The following is a 25442-nucleotide window of genomic DNA, read 5'->3' on the forward strand; positions in this document are numbered from 1 at the left end:
TGCTTGCAGGCGCGCCAGTCTTGACTATATAGCGCGTTGGAGCGACGTGATCATCAAAGCCGTCGCAATGAGCCGAATGTAGACGAAAACCTTTTGGGGACCGAAGCGGTGGCGCTTCTGCTGGAAGGCCACCCGAGAGGTCTGCTGGAAAAGAGGAAACACATGAGCAAAGTCATCGGAATCGACCTGGGAACCACAAACTCCTGTATCGCCATCATGGATGGTAAGCAGGCTAAGGTCATTGAGAACGCCGAGGGTGCACGCACGACCCCCTCCATGGTCGCCTTTACCAAGGACGGCGAGCGCCTTGTGGGTCAGCCTGCGAAACGCCAGGCGGTCACCAACCCCAGCAATACGCTGTTTGCCATTAAGCGCTTGATCGGTCGTCGCTTCGACGACCCGACCGCGAAGAAGGACCAGGAGCTGGTGCCCTACCAGATCGTCAAGGCCGACAACGGCGACGCCTGGGTTCAGGCGCACGACGAGAAGTACAGTCCTAGCCAGATTTCAGCCTTCATCCTGCAGAAAATGAAGGAAACGGCTGAAGGGTACCTGGGCGAGAAGGTCGAAAAGGCCGTCATCACGGTTCCGGCTTATTTTAATGATTCACAGCGCCAGGCTACCAAGGACGCTGGCAAGATTGCCGGCTTGGAAGTGCTGCGCATTATCAACGAGCCGACCGCCGCTGCCCTGGCCTATGGTCTTGAAAAGAACAAGAGCGGCACCGTCGCGGTCTACGACCTTGGCGGCGGCACGTTCGACGTTTCCATCCTGGAGATCGGCGATGGTGTCTTCGAGGTTAAGGCCACCAATGGCGACACTTTCCTGGGTGGTGAAGACTTCGACAATCGGATCATCGAGTACCTGGCCGACGAGTTCAAGAAAGAGCAGGGCATCGACCTGCGCGAGGACAAGCTGGCTTTGCAGCGCCTTAAAGAAGCCGCGGAGAAGGCAAAGATTGAACTCAGCGCCAGCACGCAGACGGAAGTCAACCTGCCCTTCATCACCGCCGACCAGTCCGGCCCCAAGCACCTCAACATCAAGCTTTCGCGGGCCAAGCTGGAAAGCTTGGTGGACGATCTGGTGCAACGAACCGTCAAGCCTTGCAAGACCGCCCTCAAGGACGCTGGCTTGACTGCGGGTGATATCGACGAGGTTATTCTCGTCGGCGGCATGACCCGCATGCCCAAGATTCAGGAGACGGTGAAAACCTTCTTCGGCAAGGAGCCCCACAAGGGCGTCAACCCCGACGAGGTCGTGGCCATTGGTGCTGCTATCCAGGGCGGCGTGTTGCAGGGTGACGTCAAGGACGTCCTACTGCTGGACGTGACGCCGCTGTCTTTGGGTATTGAAACCCTGGGTGGTGTCTTTACCCGACTGATCGACCGCAACACCACCATTCCGACCAAGAAGAGTCAGGTTTTCTCGACCGCCGAGGACAACCAGACGGCGGTGACCATCCGCGTTTTCCAGGGTGAGCGGGAAATGGCGGCCGACAACAAGTTGCTCGGCCAGTTCGATCTGGTCGGACTGCCTCCGGCGCAGCGTGGCATGCCGCAGATCGAAGTGACCTTCGATATCGATGCCAACGGCATCGTTCAGGTCTCGGCGAAAGACAAGGCCACGGGCAAGGAACAGCAGATTCGCATCCAAGCTTCCGGGGGTCTTGCCGACGACGAGGTCGAGAAGATGGTCCGGGACGCCGAAGCGCACGCGGAAGAAGACAAGAAGCGGCGCGAAGTTGCCGAACTGCGCAACCAGGCCGATGCCCTGATCCATCAGTCCGAGAAGTCGCTCAGCGAAGTCGGCGACAAGCTTGGCGACGCAGAGAAGCAAGAAGTTCAGGCAGCCATCGACGACCTGAAAAGCGTCAAGGACGGCGACGACCTTGAGGCCATCAAAGCCAAGACGGAAGCACTGGCACAGGCTTCCATGAAAGTCGGCGAAGCGCTCTATAAGCAGAGCGAGGAAGCCCAGGGTGACGCGACCCAGGGCGAAGGCGGCCAGAGTGGAAGCGGCGCTGCCGCGGACGAAGGCGTCGTGGATGCCGACTTCGAAGAAGTCGACGACGACGAGTCGAAGAAAAACTCGTAACGAACCCGGTTCGACCGCTGCCGGATCGGCCGCATCACGCGGCCGTATCCGGGGCGGGATCCGGACGACGCGGCGGAGAGGGCATCCACATCGATGGCTAAACGGGATTTTTACGAAACGCTGGGCGTACCCAAAGGGGCCTCGATCGACGAGATCAAGAAGGCTTACCGGAAGCTCGCCATGAAGTATCATCCGGACCGCAATCCGGACAGCAAGGAAGCCGAAGAGAAGTTTCGCGAGGCAAATGACGCTTATGACGTTCTGAAGGACGAGCAGAAGCGTGCCGCTTACGACCGCTTCGGACATGCCGCCTTCGACGGCAACATGGGCGGGGGTCCGAGGGGCGGCGGCGGCGGCGATTTCGGCGGCGGCTTTGCCGATATTTTCGACGAGATGTTCGGCGACTTCATGGGCGGCGGCGGCGGACAGAGACGCCAGTCGGCAGGGACTCGCGGTTCCGATATTCGGATCAATCTGGAAATCACCCTGGAGGAAGCCTTCGAGGGCAAGAAGGCCCAAGTCCACGTTCCGACATCCATTGCCTGCGAACCTTGTAACGGCACCGGCGCCGAACCAGGCTCCCAACCGACGACCTGCGGTACTTGCGCGGGTCGCGGACGCGTACGCCAGCAGTCGGGCTTTTTCACCATCGAGCGAACCTGTCCGCGCTGTCAGGGACAAGGCCGGGTCATCGAAGACCCCTGCCATAGCTGCCACGGGCAAGGCCGGATCGAGAAGAATCAAACCCTGGCAATCCAGATTCCGGCCGGTGTCGAGGACGGCACGCCGATCCGGCTATCGGGCAAGGGAGAGGCGGGTCTGCGTGGCGGCGGTCCCGGCGACCTCTACGTGTTCATTTCCGTCAAGGCGCATCGCTTCTTCAAGCGCGAAGGCGCGCATCTCTTCTGCAACGTGCCGATCCCCATGACTACGGCTGCCCTGGGCGGCGCCCTGGAAGTACCGGTGATCGACGGCAAGCGCGCAAGACTGCAGATTCCCGAAGGCACCCAGAACGGCCACTCCTTCAGGCTGCGCGGCAAGGGCATGAGCGTGCTGCGCTCTTCGGCGCGCGGCGATCTCTATATCCAGGTTCAGGTGGAAACGCCGGTAAACCTTACCAAGCGCCAGAAAGAGCTGTTGGAGGAATTCCAAACCGAGAGCAAGGGCCAGAAGACCTCACCCCAGTCCGACGGCTTCTTCGCCAAGGTCAAGGAATTCTGGGATGGCCTCACCGAGTAACGCGCCTTTTCCCCGCAACGCCTACATGCTAAAGCAAGCTGCGGTGATTGGGGGAAACGGAAGATGGCGGATACCAGAATAGGAATAGTCGGCGCGGGCGGTCGCATGGGCCGGATGTTGATTCAGACCGTGGCCGCAACCAGCGGCGCCGTTTTGTCCGGCGGTATTGAGCGGCCGGGCAGCGAAGCTGTCGGCCGCGACCTGGGCGAACTGGCAGGGCTCGGACCCTTGAACTTGCAAGTAGGCGACGACCCCACCGCCCTAATCGCCGTCAGCGATGTCCTGATCGACTTCACCAGCCCGGCTTCCACCACCGCCACGGCCAAGCTTGCAAGCGAACGGCAGGTCGCCTACGTCATCGGCACCACCGGTATCTCGGCAGAGGAAGAGGCCGAGATCGCCGCGGCGGCGACGCACACCCCAATTGTCAAGGCAGGCAACATGAGCCTGGGCGTCAACCTGCTGGTCAATCTCGTGGAGCAGGTAGCCAAGGCGCTGGATCCTGATTTCGATATCGAGATTGTGGAGATGCACCACAAACACAAGGTCGATGCCCCCTCGGGCACGGCATTAATGCTGGGCGAGGCGGCGGCTAAGGGCCGCGAGGTCGCGTTGGAAACGGCGGCGGTCAGAGTGCGCGACGGTCATACCGGCGTCCGCCAGCGCGGCACCATCGGATTCCAATCGCTGCGCGGCGGCGACGTGGTCGGCGACCATACGGTGATTTTTGCCGGAAACGGCGAACGCATCGAGGTCACGCACAAAGCCACCAATCGCAGCGTCTTCGCCTCTGGCGCGGTAAAGGCCGCCCTCTGGACGAAGGGCCGCAAGCCCGGCCTCTACTCCATGCGTGATGTCCTGGGCCTATAGGGACGCCTGGAAACCCTTCTCAGACGACCTGTTCGACCTCGTAGAGCGTCGGCGGCTTGACCAGGAATTCCTGAGCAGCCACCAGCGGCAAGTCGAGCGCATCCTCCGCCTTCGCCCTGAGCAGCGCATGAACCGATGAGCCGGCCAATGCCAAGGCCTCGCCCATGCCCCGACCCTGTAGCAGGTGACCGATGAACAGTGCCGCCGTGAGGTCTCCGGCCCCGCCGGCCTTGTGCGTGAGCGTCAATCGCGGCGTGACCAGCCGCCAAATGCCCTTGGGCCCGGCGACCAGCATCTCGATGCTATCGGGCGGACTATCCACAAGATCGACCGAGGTTACCAAGAGGCAGTCCAACCCGCCTTCAAGCAGCCATTCGGAAGCGCTCAACAGGTCCAGACGCCGCTCAATATGCCAACCGGTGAGCAAGCTCAGCTCAAAGAGGTTCGGCGTCAACACATCGGCTTGAGGCAAGGCTTCTTCTCGGAAGAACCTGGGGATTTCCGGGCTGACGTAAAGCTCGCCGTCATCGCCCATCACCGGGTCGCATACGTAAAAGGCGTCTGGGTTTGCCTCCTTTACCAACGCGACGGCGTTCAAAACCGCCTGGCCGAGCTCCGCCGAGCCAAGATAACCCGACAGCACGGCTTGGCATTTGGAAAGAACGCCCAGGTCATCCAACCCCTGGGTAACCGCTTCAAGGTTATCCAACGTCAGGGGTCCACCCTTTGCCGGGCCGTGTCCGGTATGATGAGCGAGCTGCACGGTCATCGCCGGCCAGACCTCGATACCCAGCCGTTGCAGCGCAAACGCGGCCACCGCATTCCCAACGTGCCCAAAGACAACGTGCGACTGAATCGATAAGACCGACATGACCCGTGAATCTCCTGCGACTGCCCTCGAATCGCAGTTTGGCACAGCTTCGTCTTGCATTGTAGCGATCCCTGAACGAGGCTATACCGCACTGCAATATTCCAGGGGGAACAGAAACCGCGATGACTCACACCGTCCGCCCACGCCGCAGCGTTCTCTACATGCCCGGCTCGAACCCACGCGCCCTGGAGAAAGGCTGCGCTCTGCCGGCTGACGCCTTGATCCTGGATCTAGAGGATGCTGTTGCGCCGGAAGCCAAGACCGCCGCGCGCGCGCAAATCGTCGCAGCCCTTGCCGAAGGCGGCTACGGCAACCGTGAAATCGCGGTGCGGATCAACAGTCTTGACTCGCCTTGGGCCGCCGAGGATATCGCCGCCATCGCCAAGACTTCGGCGGATGCCATCCTGCTGCCCAAGGTTTCGACCGCGACGATGGTGCAAGAACTCGAAGCGCGCATGAATTCCGCCGGTGCGCCGGAGAAAATGGCGATCCAAGTCATGATGGAAACACCGTTGGGCATTCTTAACGCCCCAGAAATAGCCGGTGCGACGCCCCGTCTTTCCTGTCTCGTCATGGGAACCTCCGATCTCGTCAAGGACCTGCAGGCAGCGCACACACCGGATCGCCTCCCGGTGTTGACCGCCTTGAGCCTATGCGTGCTAGCCGCGAGGGCACACAACAAGGCTATTGTCGATGGTGTTCATCTGGACCTGTCGGACGACGCTGGATTCCGCGCCGCCTGCCAACAGGGACGAGACCTGGGATTTGACGGCAAAACCTTGATCCATCCCAAGACGATAGCAGCCGCGAACGAAACCTTTACCCCGGATGAAGCGGAGATCGCATGGTCACGTAAGATTATCGCCGCTCATGCACAGGCGGTAGCGGACGGTCAGGGCGTGGTGGTAATCGACGGAAAGTTGATCGAGAACCTTCACGTCGAAAGCGCAAAACGTCTGGTCGCGCTCTCACAGGCCATTGCTGCACTGACGCCCGCGGATAACTGATCGACCCAGGAAGCGAGGAGACAAGCTGCAATGGCAAAAACCGATACCGGCTGCAAAACCAATTCCGGCCGCTTCTTCGAGGGTTTTCGCCCTGGAGAAACCCTGGTTCACGCGACGCCGCGAACAGCGACTAGCGGCGACCAGGCGCTCTATACGGCACTCTATGGCAGCCGCTTCGCACTCAACAGCGCCGACAGCTTCGCACAGGGTTTGGGGTTGGCGCGCGCGCCACTGGATGACCTATTGGTCTTTCATCTGGTTTTCGGAAAATCGGTACCGGATATCTCCCTCAATGCGGTTGCCAATCTAGGCTACGCCGATGGGCGCTTCCTCTTGCCGGTCTTTCCGGGCGACAGCCTGACCGCCGTCTCTAAAGTCATAGGCCGCAAGGAAAACTCCAGCGGTAAGACGGGCACCGTCTATGTCGAGACGACCGGACACAATCAGCGTGGAGAAGCAGTTCTGCGCTATACCCGTTGGGTCATGGTGCACAAACGAGATGCGGGCAGCGCCGCGCCCGAACCGGTCGTCCCCAGCCTTCCCGACGCGATCTCTGCGGACCAGCTTATCGTGCCGGAGAACATGGTGGGCAAAGACTACGACACGACGCTTTCCGGCTCGCCGCATCTCTGGGAAGACTACAGCGCTGGCGAAAAAATAGACCACGTCGACGGGATGACGATTGAAGAAGCGGAGCACCAGCTCGCGACCCGCCTCTATCACAACACCGCCCGGGTACATTTCAATCAGCACGCCGAAAGCGGCGGCCGTTTCGGCAAGCGCATTGTTTATGGCGGTCACGTCATTTCGATAGCCCGTGCGCTCAGTTTCAACGGACTGGCCAATGCGTTGAACGTCGCGGCCATCAACGGCGGCCGTCACTGCAACCCGACCTTTGGCGGGGACACGATTTATGCCTGGAGCGAAGTGCTGGATTCAGCTGCGATTCCGGGTCGCAATGATATCGGTGCACTGCGTCTGCGGACCGTGGCCACGAAAAACAGACCCTGCCAAGACCATCCCTTCGCCGATAGCGAAGGCCGCATCGACCCGGCAACGGTGCTGGAGCTGGATTACTGGGTCTTGATGCCGCGCCGCTAAGCCGCGCGGCTTCCAAACAGCGCGGCATACGCCGCACAAACGAGAAGCGCCGGGCCACGGGGTGAACCGTTGGCCCGGCGCCTCGGGAACCCTTTTTAGGGGGAACCCGCGTAAAAGCGGGAGGTTTTTTTCGTTTCATCGCGCGCCGTCGATCGGACCTGGCGACCCCGTCAGCGGCAGCGGCGAGAACGGCTTCCCCGGCGAACCGGGTCCACGGCCCCACATCGGAAACCTCAAATCTTCGCGGCACCTTTCCTACTTCCGCGCCCACCGCGTGCGGTTCCCGGAGGAAGCCGCCCGGCACCTGGTCCCCGAAGAGCCCTGGCACACCCCCGAAGAGGGGGTGGGCAATCCGCCAATCAGCCCGCGCAGGGATGGACTGAGAGGCGGCAAAGGAAGCAAGTGGTTACCGGTCCACCGAGGCTCCCCAATCGGAAAACCTGTCCCGAAGGACCCGTCTTCCAACCGCCCGGCACCTTCGACCCCGAAAGGCCGACTTTACCGGGAAGGTTCTATGATCGCGACGCCGCTGCCATAAGGCGGTGGGCTTGAAGCCTGAACCGTGATCCTCTGGCCGGGCCGCCGGATCTTCGAACCCGACGCTTTCACGTGACTCAAGGGTTACGCCAAAGCGGCTCGCTGACAAGCATTACAGAACCGCCCAAACGCAAAAATCTGTGCAAAAAAGCGGATTTCTCGCACATATCTTGCACGTTCTTTACACAGAATTATCCACATATTGCCGAAAGACTCTTGAATATCAGCGACCTGCTTGCTCGCGCGCGACAAAGCTGCTAGCGATCTTTTTGCAAAATTTTATTACGCATTGCCAGGAACTCTGATGACCGGACCGGCTGCCTCTGGGGAAAACGCGACCCTTTCGACAGGAGATCACAGCAACCCCAAGCACAAACGCAGCCTTTGGGCGTGGTGCCTCTTCGATTGGGCCAATTCGGCCTATCCCACGGTGGTCGTCACCTTCATTGTCGCGGCCTACGTAACGACGGGCGTAGCGACCGATCCGGAGAGCGGCACCGCCGCCTGGGGAAACGCCATGAGCCTGTCCGGGCTGTCGGTGGCGGTCCTGGCGCCCATCCTGGGCGCCATCGCCGATCAGGGAGGACCGCGCAAACCCTGGCTTGGCGTGCTCAGCGCAATCACCATCGCCACGGCTTTCGGCTTATGGTTCGTGGAGCCGAACCCTTCGTTCCTGCTTCTGGCCCTTCTTCTAGCTGGTGCCGGATCTGCGAGTTTCGAACTCGGAACGGTGTTCTACAACGCAATGCTGCCCGAGGTGGCGCCGCCGGAGAAACTGGGGCGCATATCCGGCTGGGCCTGGGGCATCGGCTATGCGGGAGGCTTGGCGGCGCTCGTGGTTTGCCTGGTGGTTTTCATTCAGCCCGAAACGCCGCCCTTTGGCCTGGATGCAAGTAAGGCCGAACCCGTTCGAATGAGCGGTCCGCTGATTGGCCTTTGGTTCTTGCTGTTCGGCTTACCGCTCTTCTTTCTGGTTCCGGACCGCCCGGCCAGTCAGATCGGCGTTGTCCAGGCGGTTCGGCGCGGCTTCGTCTCCCTCAAACATAGCCTCAAGCGCCTCCCTCGGCGCCGCCGGATCAGTCGTTTCTTGATAGCCCACATGCTTTACACCGATGGACTGAACACATTGTTCGCCTTCGGCGGAATCTACGCCGCGGGCACTTTCGGCATGAGTTTTCAAGAGATCCTGGTTTTCGCGATCCTGTTGAATGTCACATCCGGCCTGGGCGCGCTTGGCTTTGCCTGGGTCGACGACTGGATTGGGCCAAAACCTACGATCCTGATTGCTTTGGGCGCACTCACACTTCTCAGCGGGGCGGTGCTCCTGGTGAGCGACAAGCTCATGTTTTACGTCCTGGGCTGCGCGATAGGTATTTTCATTGGCCCGGCCCAAGCCGCGAGCCGTAGCCTGATGGCGCGACTGGCAAAGCCTGATGAACGTACAGAGATGTTCGGTCTCTACGCTTTATCCGGTAAAGCGACGGCATTCATGGGGCCATTCCTGGTCGGTTGGTTGACCTTGGCTTTCGACAGCCAGCGTGCCGGGATGGCATCGATCGTCGCATTCTTCGTCGTCGGTTTCCTGATCCTCGCACCTCTAAAGAGCGAGTCCTGAAACAGGCTCCCGTTTAACCGCAGGCCGGGCAGTCGCCATCGCCGATCGTTCTTGTGGTAAAGCGGGCTGCCGGACGCGGCATTCGGCCAACTGAACGCAAGACGCCACCAAGGCGCCGTACCAATGCCAGCAGGCTCTCGGCTCGCCTTTGCTGGGCTTCGTTCAACGTCCGGGTTATGGCCCCGCCAGAGAGCTGCGCCTCAGCGAGCATGGCCTCAGAAATCCGCGCGGTGCGCCTTTCTACATGCCAGTCCATCATCTTTCCTCTCACTTGCAAATCACGGTGTCGGCGACAGCCGTCACGCCTTGCAGGTAAAGATGTAGACTTTCCATATGAATTATAATATCGCTTTTAAGAACATGATTTATTCCTTGTAGGCATAAATGGATTCCTTCGCGCAGCTTGCATTGTTTGTTGAAGTCGCCGACGCGGGTTCGCTCTCTGCCGCCGCGCGGAAGCTGAACGTCACCCCCTCTGCGGTCAGCAAGCAGATCGCACATCTTGAGGATCGTTTGGGCGCACGCCTGTTCCATCGTACGACACGGCGATTGTCCTTGACCGATGAGGGGCGCGCTTTTCATCAGCGCGCCCGGCAGTTGGTGGCCGATCTCGCCGAAGCCGAGGACGCCGTTCGCGACCTTAGAAAGCGCCCGAGCGGTCGCTTGACCGTCGAAGTCCCTGTGATATTCGGGCGGCGCTGGATCGTGCCGCTGTGCGAGAAGTTCCTGAAGCAGAATCCGGACGTGACTCTCGACTTGCGGCTCAACGACCGCATTGTCGACCTTGTGGCGGAGGGCGTCGACCTTGTCGTCCGCACCGGCACGATGCGTGATTCCTCGCTGGTGGCCAGGCGGCTTTCAACCAATCGCAGGTTGGTCGTTGCGAGCCCCGCCTACCTTGAGAAATATGGCCGTCCAACGAGACCCGAGGAATTGGTTGACCACGACTGCATCGTCCATACCGTACGCAGTGATCGCTACTACTGGCGCTTTCTGGATGAAAACGAGAACGAAACCGCCGTCACCGTCTCGGGGCGGTTCGAGGTTAATGACGTGGAGGCGGTCATGGCCGCGGCTCGATCGGGCCTCGGTGTTGCGCAGCTACCGGTCTGGCTCGTCGCATCGGAGTTGGAAGCCGGCAGGCTGGAACAACTCCTACCGCATCTGCACGCGCCGGAAGGTGAGATTTTTGCGCTTTACCCCCACTCTAGGCATCTCTCGCCAAAGGTAAGAACATTCCTTGATCTTCTGGTTGACCGCTTCGCCCATGGTCAGGAATGGTGGTCCGTGGCCGAGGTCTAGTGGCGGAAGTGCCGCATTCCCGTAAACACCATGGCGATCCCGGCGGCGTCGGCGGCCTTGATGACTTCGTCATCGCGCATCGACCCGCCCGGTTGAATAACCGCTGTCGCCCCAGCCTCGACCGCTGTCATCAATCCATCAGCAAAAGGGAAAAAGGCGTCAGAGGCAACGACGCAACCCGCCGTCCGTAAGGTCTTCTCTCCTTCCGCCTCGCCCGCCTCACGCGCCTTGACTGCCGCGATTCTGGCGGCATCGACGCGACTCATTTGACCAGCGCCAATGCCAACCGTCCGGCCTTCCTTGGCATAAACGATAGTGTTGGATTTGACGTGCTTGCCGACCCTGAAGGCAAACAGGAGATCGGCCAACTCCGCTTCGCTGGGCGCACGACGAGTGACGAGCTTCAGGTCAGCCCGCCCGATCCTTCCGGCGTCACGACTCTGTAGCAAGAACCCTCCGGCAATAGACTTAAAGGTCATACCGGCTTCCAACGGATCGGGGAGCCCGCCCGTAACCAAGACTCGCAGGTTCTGTTTTTTCGAGAGAACTTCCCTAGCCTCGGCATCAACCTCCGGAGCGATGATAACCTCCAGGAAAGTCTTCACCAGCTCCTCCGCCACAGCAGCGTTCAGGGGGCGGTTGAAGGCGACGATACCACCAAATGCGCTGGTGGGATCGCACGCTTGTGCCTGTAGATAGGCGGTCCGTAGATCCGTCCCCTGAGCAACGCCGCAAGGATTGGCATGCTTGATGATGGCGACCGCCGGGGTTTCATCGAACTCCGCCACCAACTCAAATGCCGCGTCGGTATCGTTAAGGTTGTTGTAGCTCAGTTCCTTGCCCTGCAGCTGCTGAGCCGAGGCAATACCCGGACGCGTCGGTCGCGCAGAACTATCCAGGTAGAGAGCCGCGATTTGATGGGGGTTCTCGCCGTAGCGTAGAACTTGCTTCAAGCGGCCGGGCAGGCTGCCTTCAACCGGAAACGCATCGCCCTGTTGTTCGCTCATCCACCCGGCAATCGCTGCGTCATAGGCTCCGGTATGGGCATAGGCCTTGGCAGCAAGACGCCGCCGCAATGCCAAGTCGGGTCCACCCAACGTCAGAGAAGCAATAACGAGTTCATAGTCGCCAGGATCGGTGAGAATCGTGACGTCGGCGTGGTTCTTGGCCGCCGCACGGACCATGGCAGGGCCACCAATGTCGATGTTCTCCACGCAGGTCTCGGCATCCGCGCCGCTCAAGACCGTTTCCCGGAAGGGATAGAGGTTGACCGCCACCAAATCGATAGGAGCGATGCCGTGCTCGGTCATGGCCGCCGTGTGGTCTTCCAAATCCCGGCGCGCCAAAATGCCCCCGTGAACTTTGGGGTGCAGTGTTTTGACGCGGCCATCCATGATTTCCGGGAATCCGGTATGTGACGAGACTTCGGTAACCGCAATGCCGGCATCGGCCAGCGCCCGCGCTGAACCGCCAGTCGACAGAATCTCCGCACCTGCGGCGATCAAGGCATGACCCAGTTCGACAAGGCCGCTCTTGTCGGAAACGGAAAGCAAAGCACGCCGTATCGGCGTCCTGCGGTCGTCGGTCATGGGGCTCACTCCGTCTCAATTCCGGGGGCGGGAAGGCGCTCGCCTTTGAATAGAGGCCGAGGCGACAAGGGTCAAGCGGCAGCGCGCCGAGTAGCGGTGAGAAAACAAACCTAGGCCTTGGCGGCGGATTCCGTCATTGCGGTTTGGCCATACTCTGGAACCAACCGGCCCAGCAATGTTTGGGCGTCAACGTCCTCGCCTCGGCGACTCAGGGCCTCTAGGTCATCTATGCCACGCATCAGCAAGCGAAGATCGGTCGTTCGTGGAGAAGCGAGGTGCAAGGAGGGATGATCGGTAGGCAACATCTCTTCGGCTTCATGAAACAAACGTTCGCGAAGCTTCTCGCCAGGCCGTGGGCCCGTGAAGACAATCTGAACGTCCTTGTCGGGACGCAGACCGGCAAGACGGATCATCTGGCGCGCAAGATCGACGATGGCGATGGGCTCTCCCATTTCCAACACGTAAATCCGGCCGCTGTTCTCGTGTTCTTCCGAACCCAATTCCATGGCTGCGGCCTGGAGGATCAACTGGACGGCTTCTTCCACGGACATGAAGTAACGCACCATGTGAGGATCGGTAACGGTCAACGGTCCCCCTTCGGAAAGTTGGCGCTGGAACAACGGGACCACGGACCCCGTAGAACCCAGGACGTTGCCGAAACGGACCGTTATGAACCGGGTTCCGTCACTCTCAAGGTCAAGCGCCTGGCAATAGCTCTCAGCCAAGCGCTTAGTGGCACCCATGACGTTGACTGGGTGGACGGCCTTGTCCGTCGACACCATAACGACCGCGGCGGCCCCGGCGGCGCGCGCCGCATCCGCCAGGTTCTTGGTCCCCACGACGTTGGTCAGGATCGCCTCGCCGACATTGTCTTCCGCCAGAGGCACGTGCTTCAACGCGGCCGCATGGAAAACAATTTCCGGACGCAGTTCGCCCAGCAGCCGGTTGAGTTTTTCATGATTACGCACATCGCCCAGGAAAGAGCGCCAGGGCGTCTTCACCTGGCTGCCGGAAAGCTCTTGGGTCAGGCTATAGAGGTTGTATTCGCTGATATCGAACAGCAACAACTCGCTGGGCTCGAAGGCAAGAAGTTGGCGCACTAACTCTGCCCCGATGGAACCGCCCGCGCCGGTCACAAGGACACGTTTAGCACGGACGAGGCGGTCCATAGCTCCACGATCCAAGCGCACTGCCTTACGGCCCAACAAATCCTCAAGGGGGATTGGCTGGATCTCCACGCCCGAACCGGAGCCATCCGGCGTGCTGCCCGCCCGTAACTGCGATAGCTTGGGCAAGCGCGCTAGACTGATTCCATTGCTGTCGGCGATCTCCAGCAATTTCTCCAGCACGGGCCGGTCCACGTCACGCGTCAATATAAGCCGCTGCGGCGGTCTCCCGTTATCCGACAAGCGCTCGATTATGCGCGGGATGTCGTCAACCGCACCCTCGACCTTCAAACCGTGGATCATTCGCCCGGTGCGTTTGCCGGTAATGCCGACCATGGACAGGGGTTCATAGGCGAAGTTCGGGTTTCGCTTGTATTCGCGCAAGAACAGTTCCGCCGCATCGTTCGCGCCGACCAAAAGTACCGGGATGCCGGGCCTACGGCGCTCAAGCAGGTGCTCGAAGCCCTTGTCCTTGAGTACGCGGTAAATCATCCTCGGAGCGCCAAGCAGCGCGATCAGCACAAACCAGTTGATGATCAAGGCGCCGCGCGGTACAGCCTCAAGGCGGGTCAGGAAGAAGGTCACGGCCAGAAACACGAGCAAGGCCAGTGTCACGGCTCTGGTAATGGCCGTTAGATCGCTGAGTGACGCATACCGCCAGATGCCGCGATAAAGACCGACCGCATAGAAACTGGCGGCGGCGACCAACGTAAAGACGCCGGTAGCCAGCAAAAGGGCATCATCGAAGCGTGCGGCGAAGCTTTCTCCAAGGCGCAGATAAAGCGACAGGACGAACGACAGGGCCGCCATGCCCGTGTCGTGCACGAACGCCATGCCCGCCCGCAGGAAAAACCGCAAATAGCGCATCTTCGACAGCCCCTTTCAGGTCAAAGACTTACCACAAGCGGTTGCAGATCGACAGCGCCGCGTCAGGCATCAAATGGGCGCCCAATGACGGTCAGGAAGACCAGCGTCGTAAAACCTGCCAGCGACACTGCAACCCAGGGATCGAGCCAGGGTTCAGCAAGGGCGACTGGAACCAGCAGCAGAAGCAGAAAGATATTGAAACATAGAATGCGCAGAACGACCGGACCATGCCCCAGCCGCGCGGCGGCGCGCTGATACCAGTGTTCTCTGTGGCCTTGCCAGATCACCTGCCGCCGATAGAGCCGGCGTAGCAATGTCAGTGTCGAATCCGCCCAATAATATGCCGGAATGATTATGGCCGCGTAGGCATACCCGGCCAAAGCCGCCTCCGCGAGAAGAAAGCCGAAAAGGAATCCGAGAGGCACGCTCCCCACGTCACCCAGAAAAATCCTCGCCGGTGGGCGATTCCAGTAAGCAAAACCCAGCAGAGCCGCGGCAAGTAACAGGGGCTCCGGTGAAAAAGGCAGGCTCGAAACAAAAGACAAGAGCAGAAGACCGGCGCACAGGCAAAGTCCCTCAACGGCAGATATGCCGTCGATACCGTCCATGAAGTTGAATAGGTTGACGAACCAGAGCCAGGCCAAACCCAGAAGCAAGCGATCAAGCCAGAATGGCAGAAAACCTCCGGAAACGCTGCCCTCGGGACCAAGCGCGTATAGGCCCAGGCCGATGGCAAGAAACTGCGCCAGCAGGCGCGGCAAGGCGCCAAGCCCGCGCAGGTCGTCGACCCAGGATACTGCGGCAAGCAAAAGCGCACCCAGCACCACAGCAACCGGCAGAGTGGCGGGCCCGAGTTGGCCCGCAAAAGCCCAGGCCAGGAGAACGATTGGGATCAGAACAATGCCCGCACCGCGCGGCGTCGGCACAAGATGGCTGGAACGCGCGTTTGGATGATCGAGCAAGCCTGCCCGGTGCAAACCCTTTTGCAGCATCCCGACGGCTGCCCAGCTTATACCGGCCACAACCAAAGCCAGTAGCAAGGCTGCGCCCCAGGTCATTCGCCTCAGGCGTCCCGGCGCCGGGCGACCCGCGCTTCGATCACGTCCCAGATGCGGCCTTCAAGATTAATGCCGTCGAAGCGGCCAATCTCCTGCAACCCGGTCGGTGAGGTCACGTTGATCTCGGTCAGGTAGTCACCGATCACGTCGATGCCGACGAAGATCAGCCCTTGATCGCGCAACGTCGGCCCTATGGCCGCACAGATTTCGCGCTCCCGGTCGGTAAGTCCAACCTTTTCCGCCCTGCCGCCCACGTGCAGGTTGGCGCGCGACTCACCTTCTGGCGGCACCCGATTGAGTGCGCCCAACGGCTCGCCATCCACCAGAATAATCCGTTTGTCGCCCTTGCGTACCTCGGGAATGTAGCGCTGCACCATGATTGGCTCACGGTAAATACGGGTGAACATCTCAAGCAGCGCATTTAGATTGTCGTCCTCGGGCCGGATATGGAAAACGTCGGCCCCGCCGTTCCCAAACAGCGGCTTGACGATAATATCTCCATGCTCCTTGCGGAAAGCCTTGATCTCCTCCTTGTTCGAGGAAATCAAGGTCGGCGGCATCAGGTCCGGAAAGTGCGTTACGAACAGCTTCTCCGGCGCATTGCGCACGGCGGCGGGGTCATTCACCACCAATGTACGCGGGTGGATGTGTTCCAGAAGATGGGTCGCGGTGATGTAAGACATATCAAAGGGCGGATCTTGACGCATCAAGACAACGTCCATGATCTGCAAGTCAACTATTTCAGGATCGCCAAGTGTGAAATGGTCGCCGGCCTTGCGTCGCACAGACAAAGACCGCGCGCGCGCCATCACACGATGGTGGCGAAAGGTCAGGTCCCGCGGCAGGTAATGAAACAACCTGTGGCCGCGATTCTGGGCCTCCAACGCCAAGGCGAAAGAGCTATCGGCGTCGATGTCTACCACATCGATCGGGTCCATCTGGATGGCTACAGCCAGGCTCATCTTGTTTCTTCTCCAGCCGGGTTACTGCACAGGCGATGGTGCCCGGGGGTACCCGGACAGTGCCGTTGCTACTCAAAACGGCACTATAACGACAGGATCGCCGCCTGCAAGCGGGCGCGGTTCCGTGTATCTCAGTTCAATCGATGCCGTAGATCGCGTATCAGCGCAAAGGCCTCATCGGCTCGCGGATCACTCGGGGCTAATTTGATAAACCGCTCAAGCGCCGGTATCGCAGCACGCAGGTTGTCGGTGTTGATATGAAGAAGCGCCGCCTCGCGCCAGAGCTCAGCGCTGTCGGGCGCAATCATCAGCATAATTTCCAGGCTAGCCAATCCGTCACTCAGGCGGCCCGCCTGAACCGCCCGCAGCTTGACGTTGTTCTGCAACCGCAAAAGCACGTGACGGTCATCAACCGCCGCGTAATGGGCAGGCGATAGCTCCGCGCCCAATCCCGTGATGGCTTTAAGCAGTTCGCGAATGTCGCTAGCTGCAAGTTGGCGCCAACCGTTGAAGGGGTCGATGATGACTCTCGCACCGCCGGTATCCATGCTGATGAGAAAATGGCCCGGAAAACTGACACCGTTCATATGCCAGCCCTGAGCGCGCGCAACCTGCAAGGTCAGAATGCCCAGCGAGACCGGCAAACCCCGACGACGTTCGATTACCGACATAAGATTGGCATTCTGCGGATCGTCGTAAGATTCATGATCACCGCAATAGCCATGCCGCACCGCAAATACGCCGCGTAACGCTTCCAAGCGCAGGTCGGGAGTCCAAATGTCGGTCCGATTGGCCCCCAAGTCGGCGGCGGCAGCGGCCGTGTCGCGTGCCAACTCCTCCAAATGATCCAGGTAGTGCACCATCGCCTTGCCAGGCCTATCGAGGCCCGCCATTAGCAGCGCCGCCTCGGCAATGCGATCAATCGGCATTTGACCTGACGTCAGCTGTCTCAAACGCGCTTCAAGTTCACTTCGCGCGGGAACGGCCAGGGCACTCTGCCAGCGATCACTCAATCCAGCTTATCCCTGTACCTGCGGTTTGCCGGGCCCCTGATCATCAAGCCGTCGCACATAACTCACAACGCGCTCGACATAGGATACATTGCGCGCGTGGTTGATCACTCTGGACAGCTCGATATCGTCCTTGGCAATACCCATCAAATAGACCACGCCATGCACGGTTTCGATGGAGTAGTTGATCGAGGAAACCTCCACATCGAAGATCAGCTTGGTTTTGATCTGCGTGGATATCCAGGTATCGCGCGCATAGGTCCCCAACCCGCCTTCGTCCGTAATCGTGATCTCGTTGATGACCTCCTTGACGCCATCGACTTCCCAAGCCAGGCGCACCGCGGCGAGCCGCATTTCCTGGCTCGGCAGCGCACCCGTCAGCAACACACGCGCTTCTTGCACCTGTAGCGACAAAAGCCGGTACATCTTTTCATCATGCTGTAACCACTTGCTATTGATCTCGAGGCGTATTCTCTGATCCTCGACCCCTTGACCCAGGCCACGTTCCTGGGACGCCATGACGCCGACGCCGGCGCCGACACCGACCGCAGTTCCCGCAGGAGAACAAGCGGTCATAACCAATAGCAAAGCCAGCAACGCGCCTGAAATGCCGCCGCGAAACCCTGTCCATTCCATCGAAAGGAGTTGACTGTACTTCTGCATCCTTACCTTTCAGGTTCCCAGTCAGATGATGGGGCGACCCCCGGGAAGCCATCTCTCCCGTGTCGATCCTATGATTCTCATAACGTTTTACTTGGAGTCACGCCAAGCCCCAGTTATGTGGCAAGGCAAGCGGCCGGGCGCCAGCAACAAAGCGTCATAGCGCAACGCAAAGGACGCGTAACGCTCGTGACGCTGCAGGAAATGCGCTGCGGCGGCAGCAATACGGCGTTGCTGTGCAGGACGAATAGCCTCCGCTGCAGCGCTTAAGGTCGCACGGCGCTTTACCTCGACAAAAGCGAGCAACCCACCGCGACGCAAGATCAGATCCACCTCGCCCTGGGCGCAACGGTAACCGTGTCGCAAGAGGCGATACCCGCGCAAACGCAGCCAGAGCAGCGCCCACCATTCGGCACGACGCCCTGAACGCCAAGCCCGGCGGCGGGCGCTTTGCGCTATCGGAGCGGTGCCGGGACCCCGCTTCTTTGTCTTGCCGGGCATGCATTCCTCCCATCGTGATTCAGCCCGGTTTACGGCATTCGCCGGCCCCGCTATCTTGACCGGATTAGGGGTCGGGCGACACACCCCTAGCGAGGGAGAAGCAGATGACTGCACGTCAAGAACGCCGTTCCATTGAATCGGGAGCGGCTCAACAGCCTTCAAGGGCCTTCAAGCGAACCGCTTTTCGTCTGGCGTCAATGTTGTTCATCCTGCTGCTGGCTGCCTGTGGCAGCCCGCGTACCGATGATACAAGAACAACTATACAACCGATACAACCAACTGTGGAAGCGCCCGATACGACGGCCCTTAGGCCCGTAGGGTTAACTGACGACGGCAAGATCGGCATCGGGTTCCTGGCGCCGCTTACCGGATCGGAGGCCGCGGTCGGTCAAGCCTTGTTGCAGGCCGCGCAGATTGCTTTCCTCGACAATGCCGGGGCCGATCTGGCCCTGTTGGTGGAGGATACTGGCGGCAATCCGCAAGGGGCGGCGGCAGCCGCGCAACGCTTGCTGGATCAGGGCGCCGGGATCGTTGTTGGCCCACTCTTTTCGGCTTCTGCACGGGCCGCCGCCCCTGTTTTGGCCGCGGCGGGCGTCCCACTGCTGACCTTCTCGAATGACCGCTCGATCGCGGGCCAAGGTGTTTATACACTGGGATTTGACCCTGCCAGCGAAGTTGACCGTATCGTCGAATTCTCGTCGCGCCAGGGGCTGCTTCGCTTCGCGGCTTTTGCGCCGGATACACCCTACGGCCGCGTCGCAGTGGTTGCTCTCCAACAAGCCGCAACGCGCGGGCCGCTCAGCGTGGAACGTGTGGCTTACTACGATCAAACGGCGCGCTCTTTGAACGAGTCTGCAAAGGCCTTCGCATCAATCGGCCCCGATTCGATCGATGCCGTGTTGTTGCCGGACGGCGGCCAGCGGCTGCTGGGCGTGGCGCCCTATTTACCCTATTACGACATTGCACTGCCCGATGTTCGGTTCCTGGGCACCGCACTTTGGGCCGATGCCAGCCTGTTGCGAGAAGACACCCTCAAGGGCGGCTGGTTCGCAGCGCCGGACCCAGCGATCTGGGAGGACTTCAACAAACGCTACACCGGGCTCTTCGGCAAGCAACCCCCGCGCGTTGCGTCGCTTGGATATGACGCGGCAGCCGTCGCAACGGTCCTGGCCCGCGATCTGCAACCGCAAGCGTTTCAACAGGCGGAGGCATTCGGCCCTGCAGCTCTGACGCAGGCTCAGGGTTTCTTTGGCGTGAACGGTATCTTCCGTTTGCGAGAGGATGGCAGCGTCGAACGCGGCCTTGCGATTATTGAGGTTTCGCCGGAAGGGTTCCAGATAATCGAGGCCGCGCCGCAATCCTTCCAGATTGCAACCTTCTGAGATCGCTGATTTCAGGTAAGGAGATAGCCGAGTAAAGCATTCAACCGCTGACGGCCTTCGTCGGTGGCGCAGATGCGTTCGCCGTTTAGAATCACCAAGCCTTCACGGCCGGCCGCCTCAAGCCGTGCCAGCGAGAGCAAGCTTTCCGGCTCGGCCCCCAATTCGCGCCTAAAGGCGGCGCGGGTTATCCCTTCCGTCAGGCGCAAACCCATCATGAGCATCTCTTCCAGGCGCTCTTGCCCGCTCAACTCCGTGCGGGTTCGCGTTGCGTGCCCCGCACTCTCGACCGCAGCCAACCAGGCTTCCGGCGCCCGGTGCTGGCGGGTCGCTAACTTGGTGCCCCCCAGGGTCAGGCGACCATGCGCGCCCGGACCGATGCCGATGTAATCGCCGTAACGCCAGTAGGTGAGGTTGTGCCGGCAAGCCGATCCAGGCCGAGCGTGGTTTGATATCTCATACGCCGGGAGGCCGTTCTCCGTGAGGATTTCCTGGGTTCGCTCGTAGAACCGCCCTGCCGTATTCTCGTCCGGAACACGCAACTCACCCCGCCGCCAGGCACCGTGGAAGACCGTGTTTTCCTCGATCGTCAGCTGATAGAGCGAGATGTGTTCAGGTCCTTCACCCAGTGCCTGCGCCAATTCACGCTCCCAATCGGAGAGCTTCTGGTCCGGTCGCGCATAGATAAGATCGAACGAAAAGCGCGGCAGGCAACGTCGCGCAAGATCGATCGCCGTCAAGGCTTCCGCCGCACTGTGCTTGCGCCCCAGGAATGCCAGCGCCGTGTCGTCCAGTGACTGCACACCGATCGACAAGCGGTTGACGCCCGCCGCGGCGAAAGCTTCGAACTTTGCGCCTTCAGACGAGGTTGGGTTGGCCTCCAACGTCACCTCAAGATCAGAATCAGTCAGCCATAGGCGCTTGGCCTGCCCAACAACCGCTGAGACAGTCTCCGGCGCCATGAGAGAAGGCGTTCCGCCGCCCAAAAATATGGAGGTCAGATGCCGCCCTGCAGTTTGCGCCGCATAGTGCTCCATCTCGGCAAGCAGGGCCTTGCGCCAGCGATTCTGGTCAACCGCTTCGCGGACATGGCTGTTGAAATCGCAGTAAGGACACTTAGCCAGACAAAAGGGCCAGTGAACATAGAGACCAAATCCCGGATCCTGCGTCAGCGCCGCGGAATCATCGCTCGGGATGGGTGCGGCGGATAGCATCATCCGTTTCCTCTCTCTTCGCCTTCCCCCCGTTCGGCGCAATCGCGGCGACCAATTTAGAGAACGCTTGGGCCCGGTGACTCATCGCGTGCTTACGCGCGGGTTCCATCTCCCCAAAGCTCAACTCATGGCCTTTCGGCACGAACATGGGGTCGTAGCCGAAACCTCGTTTCCCACGTGGCGGCCACACAAGATTACCCGCCACGAGACCCTCGAAACAGGCGGTGTTGCCGTCGGGCCAGGCAAGACACAGCACGCAGATAAATACCGCCGACCGATCCGATGACTTGCCCAGCGCGGCGTTCACCTTTTCCATCGCCAAGCCAAAGTCTTTCTCGGGTCCTGCCCAACGCGCCGAGTAAATTCCGGGATTGCCGCCCAGCGCCGTCACCGCCAAGCCTGAATCGTCGGCCAGTGCCGGCAAACCGGTCGCGCGCGCCGCCGCGCGCGCCTTCAATTCAGCGTTCCCGGCAAAGGTCGATGCGGTTTCTTCGGGTTCCACAAGCCCTAGCTGAGCTGCGGAGCGGACCATAATTCCCCAGGGCGCCAACAACGCCCCGATTTCACCAACCTTGCCATTATTGTGGCTGGCGATAACGATCTTGTCCCCCAAAGGCGGCAGTGACATACCTCGTCCTAATCCTCCAAACCCAGTGCATTGCGCTGAGCAATCGCCAATTCGCTGACACCCTGTATTGCAAGGTCCATGAGCGCGTCGAATTCAACTCGGGAGAAGGGCTTTTCCTCGGCCGTAGCCTGCACTTCCACCACTTGGCCATCATCAGTCAGAACGAAGTTGGCGTCGGTTTCAGCCGCCGAGTCCTCTTCATAGTCCAGATCAATGATCGCCTGCCCCTTATGAATACCACAGGATATGGCCGCCACCTGCCGAACAAAAGGTATGGTTTCGATGGCTTTCATTTCCTGCATCAACTGAAACGCCTGATAGAGCGCAACATAGGACCCCGTAATAGCTGCTGTGCGGGTTCCCCCATCAGCCTGCAAAACGTCGCAGTCTATGCGTATCTGCCGTTCGCCGAATCCTTGCAGGTCGATCACCGCGCGAAGCGAACGGCCAATCAAACGCTGAATTTCCTGAGTCCTGCCCGATTGCTTTCCACGGGCTGCTTCCCGTCCGATCCGGCTTTGGGTCGACCGCGGCAACATGCCATACTCCGCCGTGATCCAACCGCGACCGCTGCCCTTCATCCAACCGGGCACCGACTCCTCGATGGTCGCCGTGCAGAGAACGTGGGTGTTCCCGAACTTGGCAAGGCATGATCCCTCGGCGTAACGGTTTACGTCGGTTTCCAGTGTGATGGGGCGCAGTTCATTGGCGGCACGGCCTGAGTGGCGCATGAGGTTTCCTTCTTTTTCTCGGTTCAAAGCTTGTTCTTCCGCCCGGCATCGCAAGCCTTTAAGACAAACGACGGCGCAGACGCGGCGCGCACGCTAACGCAAGCCAGCAATCAGGTCCAGCCACAGCACGGATTCTTGGCGGACCCCGCTGGTCAGTAGGACCGGTACGAAATAGTGCCCGGCGTTGACCAGCAGGGCAGGCCTCACTAGATTCAAGGTCCCATAGAGGAGCGGATTCTAAACAAGGATGGCGCAGCCACTTTCATTCAAGGGATTGAAACGCCCGTTGCTCGATGATCTCAACGAGCGATCACGCGAGATATTCCGTCATATCGTCGAGGCTTACGTGGAAACCGGCGCACCGATCGGTTCACGCACCTTGTCCCGGCGCCTGGGACTGGACCTGTCGCCAGCCACCATCCGCAACGTAATGGCCGACCTGGAAGAGTTAGGCTTGCTGTTTGCACCTCACACGTCGGCCGGGCGCCTGCCGACCGACCTTGGCCTGAGTATGTTCGTCCACGGGCTGCTTGAGCACGGCAATATTGGGATCGAAGAACGCCAGCGAATAGAGGCCCAATGCCACGCGCAGGGGCGCAGCTACAGCGAGGCGCTGGAGGAGGCGGGCGCCACCCTATCGCAGCTATCACGCTGTGCGGGTCTCGTGGTCGCACCGAAAGTCGATGAGGCGCTTAAACATATCGAATTCGTGTCCTTGGGACCGGGGCGAGCCTTGGTGGTCATGGTCACTAATTCCGGCAAGGTCGAGAATCGTGTGATCGACGTGCCGATAGGTCTGCCACCGTCGTCGCTGGTCCAGGCCTCAAACTTCCTGACTGCGCGACTTGTCGGCCGCACGCTCGGCGAAGCGCAGAAAACTGTGAAGCAGGAACTGGAAGAGCAACAGGCACAACTGGACGAAATCACAACGCGCTTGGTTGAAGCGGGATTGGCCACCTGGAGCCCTAACGCGCGTGGTGGCGCCCTGATCGTCCGCGGGCAGGCACAGCTTCTCGACGAGATCACCGCGATCGAAGATCTGGAGCGGGTTCGACAGCTTTTTGCTGCTCTCGAGGCCCGTGAAACTCTGCTCAAGCTGCTCGATCTCACGGAGATGGCCGAAGGCGTACAGATCTTTATCGGTGCGGAGAACGAACTCTTCGGCGTGGCTGGTTGCTCGATGGTTGTGGCCCCCTATCAGAACAGTCAGCAACAGATCGTCGGCGCAATCGGTGTGATAGGTCCATCGCGGATGGACTATGGGCGCATCATCCCTTTGGTGGACTACACTGCAAAGGTGATCGGTCGTTTGATCGGTTGAATTCCGCCCCACGCCTCCCCATAAAGTGCGCTTGATCCCTTGAATCGAAATACAGAAGGAAGCATCCCAGTGATGAACACCGAGGAGCGCAAAAAAGCCAAGAAGGCTGAGGACTCAATCGACGAACCGCAGATAGCGGTTGAGGACGTCGAGAGGGCTGAAACGCCCGAGGAAGCCAATCCCGCTGAAGCTGATGCAGCCGAGCCCGCTGCAACAGACGCCGCCGAGCAGGCTGAAGCTGACGCTGCCGAGCCCGCCGTTGATGCGGCCGCAGTGCTCGAAGCCGAGGTCGCACAGTTGAAGGACCAGCTACTCCGTGCGGTGGCTGAGACCGAGAACCTGCGCCGCCGCGCTCAGCGCGAGAAGGAAGATGCCGTGCGTTATGCCCCTGCACCTCTGGCCAAGGCGCTATTGCCGGTGGCGGACAATCTGCGGCGCGCGCTGGAGGCCATTCCCGATGACCTACGCAGCGACGCCCGCGCCGAAGGTTTGATTTCGGGATTGGATCTGACCGCAAAGGAGCTAATGCAGGCCTTTGGGAAAAACGGCATAGAAGCTATTGAGCCGATGGGACAGAAGCTTGATCCTCATTGGCACGAAGCTCTCTTCGAGGTTCCTGATCCAACGCAAGAGGTCGGGACCGTGGTTCAGGTCGTAGAAGTCGGTTATCGGCTGGGTGACCGTCTGCTGCGGCCCGCGCGTGTTGGTGTGGCCCGAAAGCCCGATTGACCCATGACGTGCGGCGCCTTCCTACAGAAGGGGACGGCGCCGCATGTGATAACGACCAGGGCGAACGGATTCCGGCAAAGCAAGGTCAATAGCGCCTGCTATTGGAATGTTCTGGTCTGATACCAAAATTCCACCGGGGGCCAGCAACCGTCCAAGGTAAGGGGCCAAGCCGGCCGCGAGCTTGGCGTTGGCGGCCTCATCACCGCTACCGATATCCGCGTGAATAAGCGCGGCCATGCCGTCGAATCTGGCCAACGCCAGAGGTAGCGTCTCGAACACATCGCCCAAGAAAAGATGCTCTTGATCGGGTATGCAATCCGGGTGCGCCGCAACCTTGCGCTCGAACACAAAAATCTCCCGTTCCGGCAAAGCCTCACGGATATGGTCGTAGGTTCGGCCATTTCCCAGGCCGAGTTCCATGACCGGCCCGGCCACGGACTCGGTCTCTATCAGAGTGACGGCTGCGTCAAGACAGGACCGCTGGGCCTCAAGTCGACGAATCGCGCTATCAAGCCGGCTCACTGCTTGGCGCCCTGGACATCGCGCATGGCTTTAATCATTCCTTCCATGCGGTGAGCCAGAACACGCATCACCTCCAGCGCCATATCCGGGAATTCGTGAGCCATGCGTAAGAACAACTCCTTGGTCAGCTTCAAGGCAACGGCACCTTTCGCACCGGCCTCGACATTGGCGGTCCGCGGCACGTCGCAAAGGATGGCGATCTCACCGACGATGTCATTGACGCCAAGTCTGGCTATGACCCGTTTCTCGCCGCCGTTGAAGAAAACCTCGGCATCACCTTCGAGAATAATGTAGGCGGAATCACCGACATCACCTTGCTTGCAAAGCATTTGACCGGGCTTAAAGGTCAATCGCTCGCTCGCGAAAGCCATCAACTTCAACCGGGCGGGATCGATGTTTGCAAAGAAGGGAACCTTGCGAAGGGCCTCCACTTCCTGATCCAGGCTCATGACATTCTCCTTGCTCTTAG

24 protein-coding genes are annotated in these 25442 nt (G+C 60.2%); 10 read left to right on the plus strand and 14 right to left on the minus strand.

All coding sequences use genetic code 11. From position 1 onward, the window contains the following. Positions 1 to 162: 162 nt before the first annotated feature. The 3 genes from dnaK to dapB all read left to right on the plus strand — a co-directional run bounded on the left by dnaK (position 163) and on the right by dapB (position 4203). Positions 163 to 2094 carry a molecular chaperone DnaK gene (gene dnaK / locus ABIE63_RS04160; RefSeq protein WP_354503071.1) on the plus strand — a complete coding sequence of 644 codons (1932 nt, stop codon included), beginning with the start codon at positions 163 to 165 and terminating at the stop codon, positions 2092 to 2094. Between the two features lie 93 nt (positions 2095 to 2187). Continuing rightward, the gene (gene dnaJ / locus ABIE63_RS04165) at positions 2188 to 3333 is read left to right on the plus strand and encodes a molecular chaperone DnaJ (protein WP_354503074.1); all 1146 of its coding nucleotides are present in this window, start codon (positions 2188 to 2190) and stop codon (positions 3331 to 3333) included. A 63-nt stretch (positions 3334 to 3396) separates the two neighbouring features. Beyond that, positions 3397 to 4203, plus strand: coding sequence for a 4-hydroxy-tetrahydrodipicolinate reductase (gene dapB, locus ABIE63_RS04170; protein WP_354503076.1), 807 nt, complete (start codon positions 3397 to 3399; stop codon positions 4201 to 4203). A 19-nt stretch (positions 4204 to 4222) separates the two neighbouring features. Here dapB and pdxY read toward each other — a convergent pair whose 3' ends face one another. Further along, positions 4223 to 5074, minus strand: a complete 852-nt coding sequence (gene pdxY, locus ABIE63_RS04175; protein ID WP_354503079.1) for a pyridoxal kinase PdxY — start codon at positions 5072 to 5074, stop codon at positions 4223 to 4225. Positions 5075 to 5196: 122 nt separating this feature from the next. Here pdxY and ABIE63_RS04180 point away from each other — a divergent pair, with 122 nt between their 5' ends. The 3 genes from ABIE63_RS04180 (at position 5197) to ABIE63_RS04190 (ending at position 9334) form a co-directional block, all read left to right on the plus strand. After that, positions 5197 to 6081 (plus strand): CoA ester lyase, encoded by an 885-nt coding sequence (locus ABIE63_RS04180; RefSeq protein WP_354503082.1) that lies wholly within the window; start codon positions 5197 to 5199, stop codon positions 6079 to 6081. Between the two features lie 30 nt (positions 6082 to 6111). Continuing rightward, positions 6112 to 7182: a MaoC family dehydratase gene (locus ABIE63_RS04185; RefSeq protein WP_354503084.1), complete on the plus strand. Its 1071-nt coding sequence runs from the start codon at positions 6112 to 6114 to the stop codon at positions 7180 to 7182. A gap of 841 nt (positions 7183 to 8023) precedes the next feature. Continuing rightward, positions 8024 to 9334, plus strand: coding sequence for an MFS transporter (locus tag ABIE63_RS04190; RefSeq protein ID WP_354503085.1), 1311 nt, complete (start codon positions 8024 to 8026; stop codon positions 9332 to 9334). 13 nt (positions 9335 to 9347) lie between these two features. Here the strand turns inward: ABIE63_RS04190 and ABIE63_RS04195 are convergent, their stop codons facing one another. Continuing rightward, positions 9348 to 9593, minus strand: a complete 246-nt coding sequence (locus ABIE63_RS04195) for a hypothetical protein (RefSeq protein WP_354503087.1) — start codon at positions 9591 to 9593, stop codon at positions 9348 to 9350. A gap of 125 nt (positions 9594 to 9718) precedes the next feature. Between ABIE63_RS04195 and ABIE63_RS04200 the strand changes: the two genes are divergently transcribed. Next, positions 9719 to 10636 (plus strand): LysR family transcriptional regulator, encoded by a 918-nt coding sequence (locus ABIE63_RS04200; protein WP_183414694.1) that lies wholly within the window; start codon positions 9719 to 9721, stop codon positions 10634 to 10636. On the opposite strand, the gene purH is transcribed toward ABIE63_RS04200, so the two are convergent. The 7 genes from purH to ABIE63_RS04235 all read right to left on the minus strand — a co-directional run bounded on the left by purH (position 10633) and on the right by ABIE63_RS04235 (position 18449). Next, positions 10633 to 12225: a bifunctional phosphoribosylaminoimidazolecarboxamide formyltransferase/IMP cyclohydrolase gene (gene purH, locus ABIE63_RS04205; protein ID WP_354503089.1), complete on the minus strand. Its 1593-nt coding sequence runs from the start codon at positions 12223 to 12225 to the stop codon at positions 10633 to 10635. The two genes, ABIE63_RS04200 and purH, sit on opposite strands and share 4 nt — an antisense overlap. A gap of 110 nt (positions 12226 to 12335) precedes the next feature. After that, the gene (locus tag ABIE63_RS04210) at positions 12336 to 14258 is read right to left on the minus strand and encodes a nucleoside-diphosphate sugar epimerase/dehydratase (protein ID WP_354503091.1); all 1923 of its coding nucleotides are present in this window, start codon (positions 14256 to 14258) and stop codon (positions 12336 to 12338) included. A gap of 62 nt (positions 14259 to 14320) precedes the next feature. Next, on the minus strand, positions 14321 to 15316 hold the full coding sequence (locus ABIE63_RS04215; protein ID WP_354503094.1) for a glycosyltransferase family 4 protein: 996 nt from the start codon (positions 15314 to 15316) through the stop codon (positions 14321 to 14323). 5 nt (positions 15317 to 15321) lie between these two features. Further along, complete coding sequence (gene gshB, locus ABIE63_RS04220; protein WP_183414698.1) at positions 15322 to 16278, minus strand: glutathione synthase; 957 nt, start codon at positions 16276 to 16278, stop codon at positions 15322 to 15324. 131 nt (positions 16279 to 16409) lie between these two features. Then, entirely contained in the window at positions 16410 to 17291 is an 882-nt protein-coding gene (locus ABIE63_RS04225) for a transglutaminase-like domain-containing protein (protein WP_354503096.1), read from the minus strand. A 6-nt stretch (positions 17292 to 17297) separates the two neighbouring features. Beyond that, the gene (locus ABIE63_RS04230) at positions 17298 to 17951 is read right to left on the minus strand and encodes a BON domain-containing protein (RefSeq protein WP_354503098.1); all 654 of its coding nucleotides are present in this window, start codon (positions 17949 to 17951) and stop codon (positions 17298 to 17300) included. Between the two features lie 87 nt (positions 17952 to 18038). After that, the gene (locus tag ABIE63_RS04235; RefSeq protein ID WP_354503101.1) at positions 18039 to 18449 is read right to left on the minus strand and encodes a YraN family protein; all 411 of its coding nucleotides are present in this window, start codon (positions 18447 to 18449) and stop codon (positions 18039 to 18041) included. A gap of 104 nt (positions 18450 to 18553) precedes the next feature. On the opposite strand from ABIE63_RS04235, the gene ABIE63_RS04240 reads away from it, so the two are divergent. After that, positions 18554 to 19831, plus strand: a complete 1278-nt coding sequence (locus ABIE63_RS04240) for a penicillin-binding protein activator (RefSeq protein ID WP_354503103.1) — start codon at positions 18554 to 18556, stop codon at positions 19829 to 19831. Between the two features lie 11 nt (positions 19832 to 19842). Here ABIE63_RS04240 and hemW read toward each other — a convergent pair whose 3' ends face one another. The 3 genes from hemW to rph are packed head-to-tail and all read right to left on the minus strand — an operon-like array spanning position 19843 to position 22401. Next, positions 19843 to 21045 carry a radical SAM family heme chaperone HemW gene (hemW, locus tag ABIE63_RS04245; RefSeq protein WP_354503105.1) on the minus strand — a complete coding sequence of 401 codons (1203 nt, stop codon included), beginning with the start codon at positions 21043 to 21045 and terminating at the stop codon, positions 19843 to 19845. Next, positions 21011 to 21670 carry an RdgB/HAM1 family non-canonical purine NTP pyrophosphatase gene (gene rdgB / locus ABIE63_RS04250; RefSeq protein WP_354503108.1) on the minus strand — a complete coding sequence of 220 codons (660 nt, stop codon included), beginning with the start codon at positions 21668 to 21670 and terminating at the stop codon, positions 21011 to 21013. The genes hemW and rdgB overlap by 35 nt, the downstream gene beginning before the upstream one ends. 8 nt (positions 21671 to 21678) lie before the next feature. Then, on the minus strand, positions 21679 to 22401 hold the full coding sequence (gene rph / locus ABIE63_RS04255; protein ID WP_354503111.1) for a ribonuclease PH: 723 nt from the start codon (positions 22399 to 22401) through the stop codon (positions 21679 to 21681). Positions 22402 to 22648: 247 nt separating this feature from the next. Here rph and hrcA point away from each other — a divergent pair, with 247 nt between their 5' ends. Next, on the plus strand, positions 22649 to 23722 hold the full coding sequence (hrcA, locus tag ABIE63_RS04260) for a heat-inducible transcriptional repressor HrcA (RefSeq protein WP_183414704.1): 1074 nt from the start codon (positions 22649 to 22651) through the stop codon (positions 23720 to 23722). A gap of 72 nt (positions 23723 to 23794) precedes the next feature. Further along, entirely contained in the window at positions 23795 to 24451 is a 657-nt protein-coding gene (gene grpE, locus ABIE63_RS04265; RefSeq protein WP_354503114.1) for a nucleotide exchange factor GrpE, read from the plus strand. Between the two features lie 21 nt (positions 24452 to 24472). Here the strand turns inward: grpE and ABIE63_RS04270 are convergent, their stop codons facing one another. Both ABIE63_RS04270 and ABIE63_RS04275 read right to left on the minus strand, forming a co-directional pair. Beyond that, a complete protein-coding gene (locus ABIE63_RS04270; RefSeq protein WP_354503116.1) occupies positions 24473 to 24973 on the minus strand; it encodes a class I SAM-dependent methyltransferase in 501 nt (166 codons plus the stop codon). Further along, positions 24970 to 25422 (minus strand): Crp/Fnr family transcriptional regulator, encoded by a 453-nt coding sequence (locus ABIE63_RS04275; RefSeq protein WP_183414707.1) that lies wholly within the window; start codon positions 25420 to 25422, stop codon positions 24970 to 24972. Before ABIE63_RS04275 ends, ABIE63_RS04270 begins: the two co-directional genes overlap by 4 nt. Between the last annotated feature and the right edge of the window lie 20 nt (positions 25423 to 25442).

Source organism: Limibacillus sp. MBR-115, from assembly GCF_040549425.1.
Lineage (GTDB): Bacteria > Pseudomonadota > Alphaproteobacteria > Kiloniellales > CECT-8803 > Limibacillus > Limibacillus halophilus.